The organism is Lapidilactobacillus dextrinicus DSM 20335 (assembly GCF_001436095.1).
GTDB classification, from domain to species: Bacteria; Bacillota; Bacilli; order Lactobacillales; family Lactobacillaceae; genus Lapidilactobacillus; species Lapidilactobacillus dextrinicus.
In genome coordinates this window covers 18,949-33,614 of record NZ_AYYK01000004.1, presented here as the reverse complement: position 1 = coordinate 33,614, position 14,666 = coordinate 18,949, and the positions used below count along the sequence as shown (strand labels likewise).

Annotated in this window: 15 protein-coding genes and 1 riboswitch; of the genes, 2 read left to right on the top strand and 13 right to left on the bottom strand. The window is 38.3% G+C overall.

What is annotated here, in order from left to right; all coding sequences use genetic code 11:
• Nucleotides 1–50: 50 nt before the first annotated feature.
• The 4 genes from clpX to groES all read right to left on the bottom strand — a co-directional run bounded on the left by clpX (nt 51) and on the right by groES (nt 5,029).
• Nucleotides 51–1,304 carry an ATP-dependent Clp protease ATP-binding subunit ClpX gene (gene clpX, locus FC84_RS02355; RefSeq protein ID WP_057754807.1) on the bottom strand — a complete coding sequence of 418 codons (1,254 nt, stop codon included), beginning with the start codon at nt 1,302–1,304 and terminating at the stop codon, nt 51–53.
• Nucleotides 1,305–1,524: 220 nt separating this feature from the next.
• Nucleotides 1,525–2,808, bottom strand: coding sequence for a trigger factor (tig, locus tag FC84_RS02350; RefSeq protein ID WP_057754804.1), 1,284 nt, complete (start codon nt 2,806–2,808; stop codon nt 1,525–1,527).
• Nucleotides 2,809–3,036: 228 nt separating this feature from the next.
• Entirely contained in the window at nt 3,037–4,662 is a 1,626-nt protein-coding gene (groL, locus tag FC84_RS02345) for a chaperonin GroEL (protein WP_057754801.1), read from the bottom strand.
• An 82-nt stretch (nt 4,663–4,744) separates the two neighbouring features.
• Entirely contained in the window at nt 4,745–5,029 is a 285-nt protein-coding gene (gene groES, locus FC84_RS02340; RefSeq protein ID WP_057754798.1) for a co-chaperone GroES, read from the bottom strand.
• A 234-nt stretch (nt 5,030–5,263) separates the two neighbouring features.
• On the opposite strand from groES, the gene FC84_RS02335 reads away from it, so the two are divergent.
• A complete protein-coding gene (locus FC84_RS02335; protein ID WP_057754795.1) occupies nt 5,264–5,923 on the top strand; it encodes a CPBP family intramembrane glutamic endopeptidase in 660 nt (219 codons plus the stop codon).
• 79 nt (nt 5,924–6,002) lie between these two features.
• Here the strand turns inward: FC84_RS02335 and FC84_RS02330 are convergent, their stop codons facing one another.
• Nucleotides 6,003–6,695: a redox-sensing transcriptional repressor Rex gene (locus tag FC84_RS02330; protein WP_057754792.1), complete on the bottom strand. Its 693-nt coding sequence runs from the start codon at nt 6,693–6,695 to the stop codon at nt 6,003–6,005.
• 248 nt (nt 6,696–6,943) lie between these two features.
• On the opposite strand from FC84_RS02330, the gene FC84_RS02325 reads away from it, so the two are divergent.
• Entirely contained in the window at nt 6,944–8,845 is a 1,902-nt protein-coding gene (locus tag FC84_RS02325; protein ID WP_057754789.1) for an ABC-F family ATP-binding cassette domain-containing protein, read from the top strand.
• Nucleotides 8,846–8,919: 74 nt separating this feature from the next.
• Here the strand turns inward: FC84_RS02325 and FC84_RS02320 are convergent, their stop codons facing one another.
• The 8 genes from FC84_RS02320 to FC84_RS02285 form a co-directional block, all read right to left on the bottom strand.
• Nucleotides 8,920–9,237 (bottom strand): PTS sugar transporter subunit IIB, encoded by a 318-nt coding sequence (locus tag FC84_RS02320; protein WP_057754786.1) that lies wholly within the window; start codon nt 9,235–9,237, stop codon nt 8,920–8,922.
• Between the two features lie 202 nt (nt 9,238–9,439).
• Entirely contained in the window at nt 9,440–10,462 is a 1,023-nt protein-coding gene (gene tsaD, locus FC84_RS02315; RefSeq protein ID WP_057756057.1) for a tRNA (adenosine(37)-N6)-threonylcarbamoyltransferase complex transferase subunit TsaD, read from the bottom strand.
• A gap of 34 nt (nt 10,463–10,496) precedes the next feature.
• A complete protein-coding gene (gene rimI / locus FC84_RS02310; RefSeq protein ID WP_057754782.1) occupies nt 10,497–11,048 on the bottom strand; it encodes a ribosomal protein S18-alanine N-acetyltransferase in 552 nt (183 codons plus the stop codon).
• Nucleotides 11,032–11,766, bottom strand: a complete 735-nt coding sequence (gene tsaB, locus FC84_RS02305; RefSeq protein WP_057754781.1) for a tRNA (adenosine(37)-N6)-threonylcarbamoyltransferase complex dimerization subunit type 1 TsaB — start codon at nt 11,764–11,766, stop codon at nt 11,032–11,034. The genes rimI and tsaB overlap by 17 nt, the downstream gene beginning before the upstream one ends.
• A gap of 106 nt (nt 11,767–11,872) precedes the next feature.
• Entirely contained in the window at nt 11,873–12,406 is a 534-nt protein-coding gene (locus FC84_RS02300) for a folate family ECF transporter S component (RefSeq protein WP_057754778.1), read from the bottom strand.
• Between the two features lie 40 nt (nt 12,407–12,446).
• Nucleotides 12,447–12,541: riboswitch (THF riboswitch) on the bottom strand.
• A 58-nt stretch (nt 12,542–12,599) separates the two neighbouring features.
• The gene (locus FC84_RS02295) at nt 12,600–13,334 is read right to left on the bottom strand and encodes an acyl-[acyl-carrier-protein] thioesterase (RefSeq protein ID WP_057754775.1); all 735 of its coding nucleotides are present in this window, start codon (nt 13,332–13,334) and stop codon (nt 12,600–12,602) included.
• A gap of 38 nt (nt 13,335–13,372) precedes the next feature.
• A complete protein-coding gene (gene rsmI / locus FC84_RS02290; protein ID WP_057754773.1) occupies nt 13,373–14,245 on the bottom strand; it encodes a 16S rRNA (cytidine(1402)-2'-O)-methyltransferase in 873 nt (290 codons plus the stop codon).
• A 15-nt stretch (nt 14,246–14,260) separates the two neighbouring features.
• Nucleotides 14,261–14,611 carry a DNA replication initiation control protein YabA gene (locus FC84_RS02285; protein ID WP_057754770.1) on the bottom strand — a complete coding sequence of 117 codons (351 nt, stop codon included), beginning with the start codon at nt 14,609–14,611 and terminating at the stop codon, nt 14,261–14,263.
• Nucleotides 14,612–14,666 lie beyond the last annotated feature (55 nt).

Here is a 14,666-nt window from a genome sequence, read left to right as displayed (position 1 = left end):
CCAACAGCACATTGCATTGGTACGAAGAAGCACACCAATCAACAATCATCCTACGAAGCTTTTTCGCTATTATCAAAAACCAATTCTGGCTTTTGACGGCCGTCGACGACTGGTTTAGTAATAATTACTTTTTCAACATTTTCCTTTTCAGGTAATTCAAACATCGTATCTTCCATGACGCTTTCCATAATTGAACGTAAACCACGAGCACCGGTGTCACGCTCAATTGCTTCATGAGCAATTGCGTGTAAGGCACCTTCTGTGAATTCAAGTTCAACCCCGTCAAGTGAAATGAGCTTCTGATATTGTTTAACTAGCGCATTCTTAGGCTTCGTCAAAATTTGTACTAAATCAGATTCTGTTAACTTATTCAATGCTGAAATAATAGGAATCCGACCAATGAATTCGGGAATAATACCGAACTTCATCAAATCTTCAGGAATAATTTGTTGCATAACGTGTTCAGCATCAAATTCTTCTTGACGATTTTCGGCAGAACCAAATCCAATAACTTGTTCACCTAAACGATTACGCACAATGTTTTCAATACCGTCAAAAGCACCACCAACGATAAAGAGAATATTGGTTGTATCGATTTGAATAAATTCTTGTTGTGGATGCTTACGCCCACCCTGAGGTGGCACGTTAGCAATTGTACCTTCAAGAATTTTTAACAGTGCTTGTTGAACCCCTTCGCCAGATACATCACGTGTAATTGACACATTCTCGCTCTTCTTAGCGATTTTATCAATTTCATCGATATAAACAATCCCGCGTTGAGCCCGTTCAACATCATAGTCAGCGTTCTGCAATAGCTTCAAGAGAATATTCTCAACGTCTTCGCCAACATAGCCTGCTTCGGTTAATGTGGTCGCATCGGCAATTGCGAAAGGCACGTTTAAAATCCGGGCTAAACTTTGTGCTAAGAACGTTTTACCTGAACCAGTTGGTCCAATTAACGCAATATTACTCTTTTGTAATTCAGTATCGCCTTCTTCAGCGATTGCCATGTGATTAACACGTTTGTAATGATTATAAACGGCAACAGAGAGTGCCTTTTTAGCCGCACCTTGGCCAATCACATACTCATTTAAGAAATCAAGAATTTCACGAGGTTTTGGTACCTTGACATTTTGTTCAACAGCGTCAGCACGCAATTCATCATCCAAAATATCTTGGCATAAAGCAATACATTCATTACAGATATAAACACCGGGGCCAGCAATGATCTTTTGTACTTGGTCCTGTGTTTTGCCACAGAATGAACATTTAACTGTACCAGTGGTCTGCATATTATCAAACATTTTTTGTCCACCTTTGCTGAACATAATTTATGAGTAAGATAGCATAGCTTATCCGTGCTGTAAAGTAATTAACTTGGTAACGCTAACTTTCATTAGTGTTGCCAGCACAATGTTCGCTACTTTTATCTTAACAACAACGACTTAAAATGAACAGAAAAAGGATTGGTATCAATTGCTTGCTACCAACCCTCTTGCTTTTCACTAAGTCAATTAAAAATAACTATTCTTGAACAGCTGAATCAGTAATGATATCAATGGCTTTCTTAATACCAATATCATGTTTCAACATGTCATCAGTTAAAGCTTGGCGTACAGCATCTTTTTCCATGTTGTAGTCAGCTGCCAATGTATCAATTTCATGATCGATTTCTTCTTGTGAAGGTTCGATATCTTCAGCCTTGACAATGGCATTAAGTACCAAGTCAGTGCGAACGCGTTGATCAGCATCATTTTCGAATTGCTTGTGCAAATCTTCTTCAGTTGTACCTGTTAATTGATAGTACATCTTAGGATCGATGCCTTGGCGTTGCATATTGCCTAAATATTGATCCATTTGGTTATGAACTTCAGATTCGATCATAGCTTGTGGTAATTCTTTGATTTCAGCGTTAGCGACAGCTTTGTCGATAGCTGCATTTTGAACGGCTGCTTCAGCTTCTTCTTTCTTGCTCTTTTCAAGTTGTTCTTTAGTCTTAGCTTTTAATTCGATTAAAGTTTCAACTTCTTCGTCGATGTCTTTAGCAAAGTCATCGTCAAGTTCAGGTAATTCTTTAGTCTTAACTTCATGCATTGTTGTTGCAAAAGTAGCTTCCTTACCAGCAAGTTCCTTAGCTTGGTAATCTTCTGGGAAAGTAACAACAACATCAAATTCGTCGCCAGCTTTGTGACCAATTAATTGATCTTCAAAGCCAGGGATGAATGTGTTAGAGCCAATTCCGATTGAGTGGTTTTCAGCAGCGCCACCATCAAATGCCTCGCCGTCAACTGTACCTTTGTAATCGATTGTGACAGTGTCACCTTTTTCGCTAACGCCGTCTTCTTTAAGAACTAATTCAGCTTGTTGTTCGCGACGTTTTTCTAATTCAGCGTCAACATCTGCATCAGTTACTTCAGTATTTTGCTTAGGAACAGTCAAACCTTTATATTCGCCTAAAACGACTTCTGGTTTAACGGTAACTTTAGCTTTAAGTACCCAAGGTTCGTTAGGATCCATCTTTTCGACACTGATTTCAGGTTGATCAACGGGTTCGATACCGGCTTCGTCAATAGCTGCTTCATAAACATCTGGTAATACAATGTTCAAAGCATCTTCATATAATGAAGCTTCACCGTACATCTTGTTAAATACTTGGCGAGAAACCTTACCTTTACGGAAGCCAGGTACGCTTAAGTTCTTCTTAACGCGAGCAAAAGCTGCATCTAAACCTTCGTTAATTTTGTTAATTGAAATTTCAAATGTAAGTTCACCATCGTTGGTGCCCTTCTTTTCCCATTTGGCAGACATAAATATACCTCCGATATCTTGTATCGTTCTCTTTTTACATACCAATTTATCTTATCGTATTTACACTAAAATGTAAATAAAACTCGTCTAAAAAAGAACGTTGATCCTGTTTAATTCGTTAGTTTAACTTGCTTTTTTGGCCACAGCATTTCACCATGTTGTGATAAAAAAAGAATGAGACAATGCAACTATTGTCTCACTCTTTTGAAACTTTATGTGTTTTAATGACTACATCATACCGCCCATACCAGCACCTGGCATTTGTGGAGCTTCAGGTTTTTCTGGTTCTGGTTTGTCAGCAACAACAGCTTCAGTTGTCAATAACAAAGCAGCGACACTAGCAGCATTTTGTAATGCTGAACGAGTTACCTTAGTTGGGTCGATGATACCAGCTTCAACCATGTTTTCCCACTTATCAGTAGCAGCGTTGTAGCCAATTTCAACTTTTTCTTCTTTCAAACGGTTAACAATAACTGAACCTTCAAGACCAGCATTTTCAGCAATTTGACGAACTGGTTCTTCTAAGGCACGTAAAACAATATTGATACCTGTTTGAACATCGCCTTCTTCGCTTAACTTAGCAACAGCAGGGATAACGTCAACCAAGGCAGTACCACCACCGGCAACGTAGCCTTCTTCAACAGCTGCACGAGTTGCATTCAAAGCATCTTCAATACGATATTTACGTTCTTTTAATTCAGTTTCAGTAGCAGCGCCGACATTAATAACCGCAACACCACCAGCTAATTTAGCTAAACGTTCTTGAAGTTTTTCACGATCAAAATCAGAAGTTGTTTCAGCAATTTGTTTCTTGATTAAATCAACACGTTCGCTGATAGCATCTTTAGCACCAGCACCTTCAACAATTGTTGTGTTGTCTTTAGTAACTGTAACTTTACCAGCTTGACCTAATTGTTCAAGCTTAGTATCTTTCAATTCAAGACCTAAGTCACCAGTAATCACTGTGGCACCAGTTAAAATAGCAATATCTTCCAATTGAGCCTTACGACGATCGCCAAAGCCAGGAGCTTTAACAGCAACAACGTTGAAAGTACCACGGATCTTGTTCAAAACAAGTGTTGGTAAAGCTTCGCCGTCAACATCATCAGCAATGATTAACAATGACTTACCTTGTTGAACGATTTCTTGTAACATTGGCAAAATTTCTTGAATGTTAGAAATCTTCTTATCAGTTACTAAGATATATGGATTATCAAGGTCAGCTTCCATCTTATCGTTGTCAGTTACCATGTATTGTGACAAATAGCCACGATCAAATTGCATACCTTCAACAACGCTTAAGTCAGTTTCGATCCCTTTAGATTCTTCAATTGTGATGACACCATCATGACCAACTTTTTCCATAGCGTCAGCAATTAACTTACCAACTTCTTCACTAGCAGAAGATACAGAAGCAACTTGGGCAATTTGAGCTTTGTCGTCAACTTTATGAGAGATCTTGTGTAATTCATCAACAGCAGCGTTAGTAGCTAATTCGATACCACGACGAATGCCGACAGGGTTAGCACCGGCAGTGACGTTCTTCATGCCTTCGCGAATAATTGATTGTGCCAAAACAGTGGCAGTAGTTGTACCATCACCGGCAATATCATTTGTTTTTGAAGCAACTTCGGCAACTAATTTAGCACCCATGTTTTCAAAGTGATCTTCTAATTCAATATCCTTAGCGATAGTCACACCATCGTTAGTGATTTCTGGTGAACCATATGATTTTTCAAGGACAACGTTGCGGCCTTTAGGTCCTAATGTTGTTTTAACTGTATTTGCTAATTGATCAACGCCACGAAGCATTGCTGCACGTGCGTCTTCAGAAAACTTAACTTCTTTTGCCATCTTAAAACCCACCTTATATCAATGTAATAATGATTTATCGTTCAATTCTTTAATGAGATGATGAAACTGGTTTGTTAACTAATTAGTCAACAACTGCCATTAAATCTTTGTCGTGAAGGACTAAATAAGTTTCACCCTCGTATTTAACTTCAGAACCAGCATACTTATCAAACATTACTGTTTGACCTTCTTTAACTGAAACAGGAATTACTTTACCATCATCAGTTGTCCGACCGGTACCAATTGCAACAACAGTACCTGTTTGAGGCTTTTCCTTTGCATTGCTGGCTAAGACAATACCGCCAACGGTTTCTTCTTCCTGCTTATCAACAGTTACGATAATACGATCTCCTAAAGGTTTTAACATAGAAAATCCCTCCGTTAACATTTAATTTTATTAATTAATTTAGCACTCTTAATGTCCAAGTGCTAACCACAAGAAATATCATAACATTATTGGAAATGAATGCAAGTATTTACCCTTTAGATTTCAATAATTTTATTGGCACCTGCTATAATCGTGAATTCACTAATTGGCAGTGCTTTTTAAATGGGTTAAAAATTGATATGATAAGGATATGTTTTTTAGAAAGGAACGCTCATGAAAAATAAAAAAGCTCTCTCAAAAATCATCTCTATTTTAATTATCTACCTCATCATTATGATTCTACCCTCAGTAGCCATCTTAGTATTTAACCTTAAGGGAACAACAGCTATTAATTGGCAAGTGATCATCACCTTGATCGGTGTTATTTTTATGTTGTGGTATGATCGTCAGTCTGATCGCAAAGCAGAATTAACGCTAGATCAAAAAATATCTCTAGCTGACACCAGTCTTTACGGTATTGGCGGTATGTTACTAATGTATGCAGCCGAGATTACAGCTTCATTAGCCATTATTATTTTATTTGGCCAACCAACTGCTTCACAAAACACACAAATGATTCTGACGATTGTTCATAAAGCCCCATTATTCATCGTTTACGGCGTTGTCTTAGCACCGATTATGGAAGAGTTAGTTTTCCGCAAAGCAATCTATGGTGTTGGTCGTCAAATCATTAATCCAACTGGTGCCATGCTAACTTCAGCGTTGTTATTCGGATTGGCTCATAACGATAACCAATATTTAATTGTTTATTGCTCATTGGGCTTAGTTCTTTGTTGGTTATACAAACGAACTGGCTCAATTAAAGTTAATATGATTGCTCACGGTTTATTCAATGGGATTACCATGGCATTAGCTTTACTAACTTTCAAATAAGCTAATATGCGATTTTATGACAAATCGCACAGTATTTGGGCACAAAAAAAGAATGGCTGTTAAACCATTCTTCACAATTCTAATCATTTAGATCAGTTGTTGTTAAATTTTCTTTAGCTAATGGATTGATTAAACTGCCATCTTCCTTGAAGTTATCTAAGAAATAAATCAAGGTTTGTAATTCGTTGGCAAGATCAACATTGTGAACCCGAATTTCTTCTGGAACATTAACTCGGATTGGTGTAAAGTTCAAAATACCACGAATGCCAATTTTAACTAATTCATCCGTAATTTCTTGGGCATGTTCCATTGGAACAGACAAAATGACGATATCAATCTGTTGTTGTTCCAATTGATCTTTCAATTCAGCCATCTTATAAATAGGCACACCACTTTGAATCGTCCCTGTAATTTCAGGGTTAATATCAAAAGCTGCACTAATTCGAATATTATTCGTTTGGCGGAAATTATAGTTCAATAAAGCATGACCTAAATTACCAACACCAATTAACGCAACATTGGTTAGACGATCTTGGTTCAATAGGCGTTTAAAGAAGGCTAATAATGACTCAACGTCATAACCATAGCCACGCTTACCTAATGCGCCAAAATAAGAAAAGTCACGACGAATTGTCGCACTATCTACTTTTACTGCCTCAGATAAATCTGCAGAAGAGAATTTAGTTTTTTCGCTATCATGCAAAAATTGCAGATAACGATAGTATAATGGTAACCGGCGAGCGGTTGCTTTGGGAATCTTTACTTCAGCCATTGCTGAAACACCTCAGACTTTCAAACAATTTATTTGGTACGATAGTTCTGTCAATTATCATTATGAATTATTCCACAATTTCGGTAAATAAACAACAATATTTATGTTATGTATCATAGTTATTTCGTGAATTTTTTTCAAGCAAAGTCACTTGTTGCCCAAATGACGCAATTATACAACTTGAAAATCACATTTTTAAAAATAATTAAGTTTTCATTAATTTAGATTAAATCGCTCTGGAGGTTATTATGATTATTCTACAAGCACAGCAAGTTGCCCGATTCTTTGGTGCTGAAGTGCTCTTTGATAAAGTAAATCTTGAGGTTCAAGATCATGCACGAATTGGTTTAGTCGGCGTAAACGGCGCTGGCAAATCAACCCTATTACGGATTATTGCCGAGATTGATCCACCTGACCAAGGTCAAATCGTCATGAATAAGGGCATTACCTTAGGCTATTTGGCCCAGAATAGCGGCCTTGACTCAAGTAAGACCGTCTACGCAGAAATGTTAACGGTCTTCACTGACTTGCAAAAAATGGCGCAGCAACTTAAAGATATTGAATTACAACTCATTGATCATCCGACCGATGCTAGCTTACTTGCTAATTATGATACTTTACAAACAACTTTTAAGGCCCAAAATGGCTACAGTTATGAAACAGAAATTAAAACAGTTTTGAATGGTTTTCAATTTCCTGAAGAAACTTATCAGATGTCAGTGGCGTCATTATCTGGTGGCGAACGTTCTCGTTTGGCCTTAGCCAAAATTTTATTGCAAAAACCTGATATTTTAATTTTGGATGAGCCCACTAACCACCTTGATATTGAAACGTTAAACTGGTTAGAAAATTACCTACAAGGCTATCCTGGCGCACTACTAACAGTTTCTCATGACCAATACTTCTTAGATCACGTTACTAAAGAGATCTACGCCCTCTCTCGTCATCAATTAAAACATTATCGGGGCAATTACACGAATTATCTCGAGCAGGCTGCAGCTGAACTTAAACATGCTGAAAAAGAATACGAAATGCAGCAAACTGAGATTAAGAAATTACAAACTTTTGTCGACAAAAATTTAAGCCGTGCTTCCACCACAAAGCGTGCTCAAGCGCGTCAAAAACAATTGGACAAAATGGTTCGCTTGGAAAAGCCGAAAAATGCTGAACAGTCAGCTCATTTCCGTTTTGAGATTACCGAAGAGACAGGTAAGGAAGTTTTAATGGTCAAAGATTTGGCCGTTGGTTATGATGAAGTGATGTCGCGACCGATTACCTTTGATGTTCGTAAACAGCAACGCGTGGCTATTATTGGTGCTAATGGGATTGGTAAGTCAACTTTGATTAAGACATTGCTTGGTGAAATTCCCGCTTTAGCTGGTACGTTTAAATTTGGTGCTAACGTTGCTATTGGTTACTACGATCAGAACCAAGATCAACTTGATCCTAAAAAGACCGTTTTAGATACCATTTGGGACGAACACCCACTGTTACCAGAACAACAAATTCGTAACGTATTGGGTAGTTTCCTGTTTCGTGGTGATGATGTACAAAAAGTCGTTCACCAGCTTTCCGGTGGTGAAAAAGCACGATTACTTTTAACTAAACTGGCTATGGAAAAACGAAATGTTTTAATCATGGACGAACCTACTAACCACTTAGATATTCAAAGTAAAGAAGTTTTGGAAGAAGCTTTAGCTAACTTTGCAGGGACGTTAATTTTTGTTTCCCATGACCGTTACTTTATTAATAGTTTAGCTGAAATGGTGGTTGATATTGATGCTAATGGCAGTCACCTCTATGCTGGTAATTACGATTTCTATTTAGAAAAACGCGCTGAAACATCAACAACTGAATCGCCAAAACAGACAGAACCCATTAGTGATAACCAAGCGGCCTTTATCGCGGATAAAAATAAGCAAAAAGAAATTCGTAAAGTTAAACGTGCCGTTGAAAGTGCTGAGAAACAATTGAATGAGTTAGGTGCTGAAAACGATCGTATTCAATTAGCTATGACCCAACCTGAAGTGCTTAATGATTTCCAAAAATTAGCAGATTTACAAGCTGAATTAGAAAAAAATGAACAACAACAAGAAGAAGTAGAAGCGCTTTGGTTGCAAGCATCAGAAGAACTAGAAAGCTTAACCTAATTAGTGCGTGACTATTTAAAATAATAAAAAAACTGTCTGAGAAAATTTCTCAGACAGTTTTTTATTAAGTTTAATTAGGCCATTAACTTTTCAGCTTGACCTAAAACAGATTCGCCATCCATCATGCCATAAGCGCGCATGTCGATAACTTCAACAGGAATATTCTTGTCAGCAAGTTTTTGTTGGAATTGGCTCAACATGAAACGAACTTGTGGTCCAAGCAATAAAACATCAACATCATTTTGTGATAAGGCGTTATCAGCATCGCCAGCAGCAGTTGCAAAGATCTTTGCATCGATTCCTTTTGCTTCTGCAGCTTTTTGCATTTTTGTAACTAATAAACTAGTAGACATACCAGCACTACATACTAACATAATTGTTTTTTCAGCCATTGTAAAAACGCTCCTTTAATGTTTACATGAAAGTATTAATCGCTTTCAATATATGAAAAGCATAGCTCAATTTGGTGGCGCTGTCAATCTTTTATCATCAAAAATGAGAACGTTCCCTCAATTAATTGAACGCGCTTTTTTAAGCCAAAAAAATAGGACCTTTACCAACGAATTTCACTCGCGTTGACAAACGTCCTATTCATTAAACTAAGTCTAAACTAGGGACCGCATTTAAAGACAAATCAGCAAATGGTGCCTTCGTTGCTAATTGAACTGAAGCTGCAGCTCCAATCATTGCGGCATTATCCCCACATAAGCGTAATGGCGGAATAATAAGTTCAATTGCTGGCTGTTCTATTGCTAAGGTTGCAGTTAACTTCTCCCGCAGTCCTTGATTAGCGGCAACACCACCAGCAACCACCAATTGCTTAACAGGGTGTTCCGCAAGAGCGCGCATGGTTTTACCAACCAACACATCACTAACACTAGCTTGAAAGCTAGCGGCTAAATCTTTGCGGTCTAATGTTTCACCTAATTGATCAGCATGATGTACGGTATTGATGAAGGCACTCTTTAACCCACTAAAACTAAAGTCTAAATTATCTTCATCTAACATTGCTCGAGGAAAATTAAAGGTATCCTGCCCTTGATGAGCTAAAGCATCAACTTCTTTGCCAGCAGGATAAGTAATCCCTAAGACACGGCCAATCTTGTCATAGGCTTCACCAGCAGCATCATCACGCGTCTCCCCTAATAATTGATACTCATTAGGTTCATTAACTAAAACTAACTCAGTATGGCCGCCAGAGACGACTAAGGCCATAAAAGGATAGCTTAGCGGCGTTATTAATTGTGCCGCATAAATATGTCCTGCCAAGTGATTAACGGGAATCAGCGGCAAATGGTGAGCAAATGAGATAGCTTTAGCCGCACAGATCCCAATTAACAATGAGCCGACTAAGCCTGGACCATAAGTGACAGCAACAGCTGTTAAATCTTCATAATCGACTTCAGCTTCTGCCATTGCTAATTTCGTACAGTTTAAAACTTGTTCAACATGGTGACGGCTAGCTACTTCAGGAACAACCCCGCCAAAGCGTTGGTGACTTTTAATTTGCGTTGCAATAATGTTGCTTAAAATCCGATGACCATTTTCAATAACTGCAACACTGGTTTCATCACAACTACTCTCAAATGCTAAAATAAGTTCACGTTGTTTATTTATCAATTTATTCACTCTACTTTTTTGAACACACCAATTAATCGACCAAAAGTAATGCCATTGAGACAGCATCCTCATGATCAGCGGTATAGTAATTTTTTTTAATCTTGCGGTCAACAAATCCCAGTTGATGATATAAATGTTGCGCTTGCACGTTAGAAACTTTGGCTTCAAGTGTCACAATCGAACAATTGGCTTGACGAGCTTGGTTAATCATAAACAGCATCAGTTGTTTGCCTAAGCCATTATTTTGCCAGCGTTGTCGAATCGCAACGTTGGTAACATGCAATTCTAGATCATTGTACCAAGCACCAATGAAGCCAATTAATTCATCAGCTGGTGTAAATAAGCCAACATATAAGTGACGGTCGCGTTTATTGACCTCATTTAAAAAGACCAGGCGATTCCAAGGAGCTTGACCTTGATAAACGTCTCGTTGAATTGCCATGAGTTGATCCAAATCTGCTGATCTTAAACGCCGCAATTGATAAGTAACACCTTGGTGATCAAGATCGGCGGCATTGAACTGGTCAATACTGACCCTTTCTTTAACTGTTGGTTGAAAGAAACTTTTAAACTTGTTCAACATAATGATCAGATTCCTCGTGAGGATGTTGCGCTAACCAATTAACTTCCGCTTCAGTTTTTCGTAAATAAGTTGGAACAAAATGATCCAAATCTGCCACTGGTTCTTGATTGATAATCAGCTGACTAAATTCGCCAGCCAGCGGTAAGGTTTCACTACCGCTTGCAAAATGACAAGTCTTCTCACTTAATTGTTCTGTGAAAAAAGTTTGTTGTTCTACTGTGATTTGACCACCAAAGAAAATTTGTTTAGTGGCGTTTTGCTTAATTTGATCAACAATTTCAGTTCGATCTAAATAAGCGTCACTGGCGATTTGGTGTAATTGACCAGCTTGCCATTGATAACAGCCAGCAAAAAAATGATTCCGTCTAGCATCAATCAAAGGAATAATCAATGCTCCTTCGTTTTGACGCCAAGGTAAAGTTAAAGCAGCCAAACTAGAAACAGCATAAACTGGCTTGTTCAATGTCCAAGCTAACGTTTTAGCCGTTGTGACAGCAATTCGAACCCCGGTATAAGATCCCGGACCTGCTGCAACAATCAATTGATCGATAGCTTCAATTGTCACTTGCGCCAATTTTAAGGCTTCAGCAATAGCTGGCATCAGTGTCACACTATGATTTTTTTGACGTGAAGTTTGAATTGTGGCCAAAGGTTGACCATCATTAATGACTGCAACACTCAAGGGAATCGCAGATGTGTCTAGTGCGAGGGTTAACAACAACAACGCCTCTTTCTATTAGATAATAAAAACATTCTACCACAAAATAAAAAATCGCGTACCTTTGAAAAACGTACACGATTAATTGCTAGAATTATTAAGTAACTTAAGTTAAACGCTCTGTTAAATGTAGTCGTTCGCTAACTTGAAGAATATAGTAAATACCTAAATAATAAATAGGAATCATAATCAGCTCTTTAGGCAACCGCGTCATGAACAATGGCCAAAATGGTGTTTTATACATCCAATAAAGTAACCACGTATTTAAAACTAGGTTGATCCCTAAATTAACGATTAATGAAATCGCTAAAACCCGCCATTTCTTAATCGTTGGCATGGTCCGATGATCTAATAACCAACCATACAACACACCGCTAAGAATCGCCACGATTGTAAAGGCTGGGTTAAATGGACCATTAGGAAATAGCGAGGCACTTAAAATATCGCTAATCCCACCAGCAATTCCTGCATATAAGGGACCATACCAGTAACCAATTAAGGCACTGATTAAAAACGTTGCACTAAGTTGTAAATAACTCGTACCAAAAGAAAAACGTCCCACCACTAAGCGAACAGCAATGAGAATTGCCAGAAAAACCAACCGCGTTAATGACGACTGGCGTTTTGTAATACTATTCATTTCGACCACTCCTTTTTTTGGAGCGCCACGATATTGCTATTGCGGCGAATGCGGCAACTAAATCGCGGGAAATCCCTTTGTCTGACGTTCACATTCCGTTCCATCAGCACTTAACGCTTAGTCGCCTACTCCGAATATTAATGATGATATTACTTTTGACATCAGACCACAAGTAATCTGTCTTATTAATGAATTATTGCCAAGTAATGGTTGCTTCAGCAGCTAATTGTTCACCATTACGTATTTGATGATGACTAGTTAACTCATTTAGTTGCGCCCGACTAACGATTTCATCGCCGTAAGTTACTTCATTGTCATATTTAATCGACATTGATTTAACCGTATGCGACTTCAAAAACGCTAATGGCAAACTGTCCAGCATCCAATCAAAATAATGAGCATTATTAACATGATGATTCGTATCAATATCGAAGTAACGAACTCGGAAGACTTTATTTAAATTATCAGCTTTTGTCCAGTCCACCTTAGGGATTCTTGGGAAACGCACAACTTCAGGTTTGAATTCCGAAGCAATTTTAGCTGTTAATACTTCAGGCAAATGAACCATTTTACGCGTGGCAAAACTGATTACTACCCAGACACTACGCACAAAAGCAAGTTCGTTATCTTGATCGTCATACAACCAAAAATCACGATAACAGAAAAACTTGTTGTACTGTGTGGCGCGAGTGACGACGCGAACTTGTTCGTGAAGTTGTGGTAAACGGGTAATTTCAATCTGATATTGGGTGGTAACCCAACCCATTCCTAAACTCAACATAAATTTGGGACCAACGTCTAACGACGTTAATTGTTGTTCTGAACAAAGCACCAAATGGTTCATTAATGCTGATAAATGCAAAGTTCCGGCGGCATCACATTCGTAAAAGGGCACGGTGAATGTTTCTGAATAATCTTGAACCGACATGTTTGATACTCCTTTATTAATTTAAAAATTAAATCAAATCATTTTGATAATTGATGATAAATTGCATAGATATCTTGACGTGATCGTTGTAACTCTTGCGCCACTATTTTAATCGCGGCATTAGGCTTTTTGCCTTGTTCAATTAAAGCCGTCACTTTATCAATAATGGCTTGATCACTTAATTCGGCCAGTTCCGTTGGCTCAGCAACATGGCCACTGATAACAATCACGTATTCACCACGAGGATCATGTTCACTATACCAAGCGATTAATTCCCCAATTGTTCCCCGCTCAAATGATTCGTGAAGTTTAGTTAATTCTCGTCCTAAACAAATTGGCCGATCGTTACCAAAAACAGATGCTAAATCAGCTAGTGTTCGCTGTAAATGATGTGGTGATTCATAGAGAATCACTGTTTCTGGTCGTTGTGCCAATTGCTGCAAGGCAACTTGTAATTCTTTATTTTTCCGTGGCAAAAAACCATAAAAATAAAATGGTTGTGGTTCAATTCCTGAAGCAATAAGTGCCGTTAATCCAGCATTAGCACCTGGTAATGGGACAACCGCAATGTCTGCCGCTATTGCTGCTTTAACTAACTCCTTACCAGGATCAGAAATTGATGGCATCCCCGCATCAGATACTTGGGCAATGGAGACCCCAGCTGTTAACTTAGCCAACAGTTCAGGAATCCGTTGTTGTGTGTTGTGCTCATGAAAACTTATTTGTGGTGTTTCAATTTTAAAATAAGCCAATAACTTACCCGTATTACGGGTATCTTCAGCAGCAATTAAATCCACTTCTTGTAAAGTTTTAATTGACCGCATTGTCATATCATCAAGATTACCAATCGGCGTTGGCACCAAAAAAAGAGTGCCTTGATCAGCAGCTGCAAAACTCTTTTGAATTTGCAACGAACAGGCCCCCTTTTATACTCGTGAACTCGTGCGATCACCGTTGCCATAAATAATACTCGTGCAAAAGGCACAAGGTTCATTATTTTCACGGCGCGCACCATACATTTCATTACAGATGTGAAAACCAGAATCGTATAACTTTTCTAGATTACGGCGCGATGGCAACATTTCTGGCTTATCAATTTGCTTATTTTGACCAGAAAGTTGATCCAAGCGACCTCTTAAATGTTTATTTTCAATCATTAGCTCTGCGTTTTGTTCTAGTACGCGATTTAATTCTTGCCGAAAAGCATTTAAATCGCGCGCTAGGCTGTCTGCTTCCGTCGCTAAGCGTTGAAAATCTGTAAACGGATCTTGATTCATGCGCAATTTACCTCTTTAAAATGAATCTAAAAATCGACAAATTATTTTTAGTTTG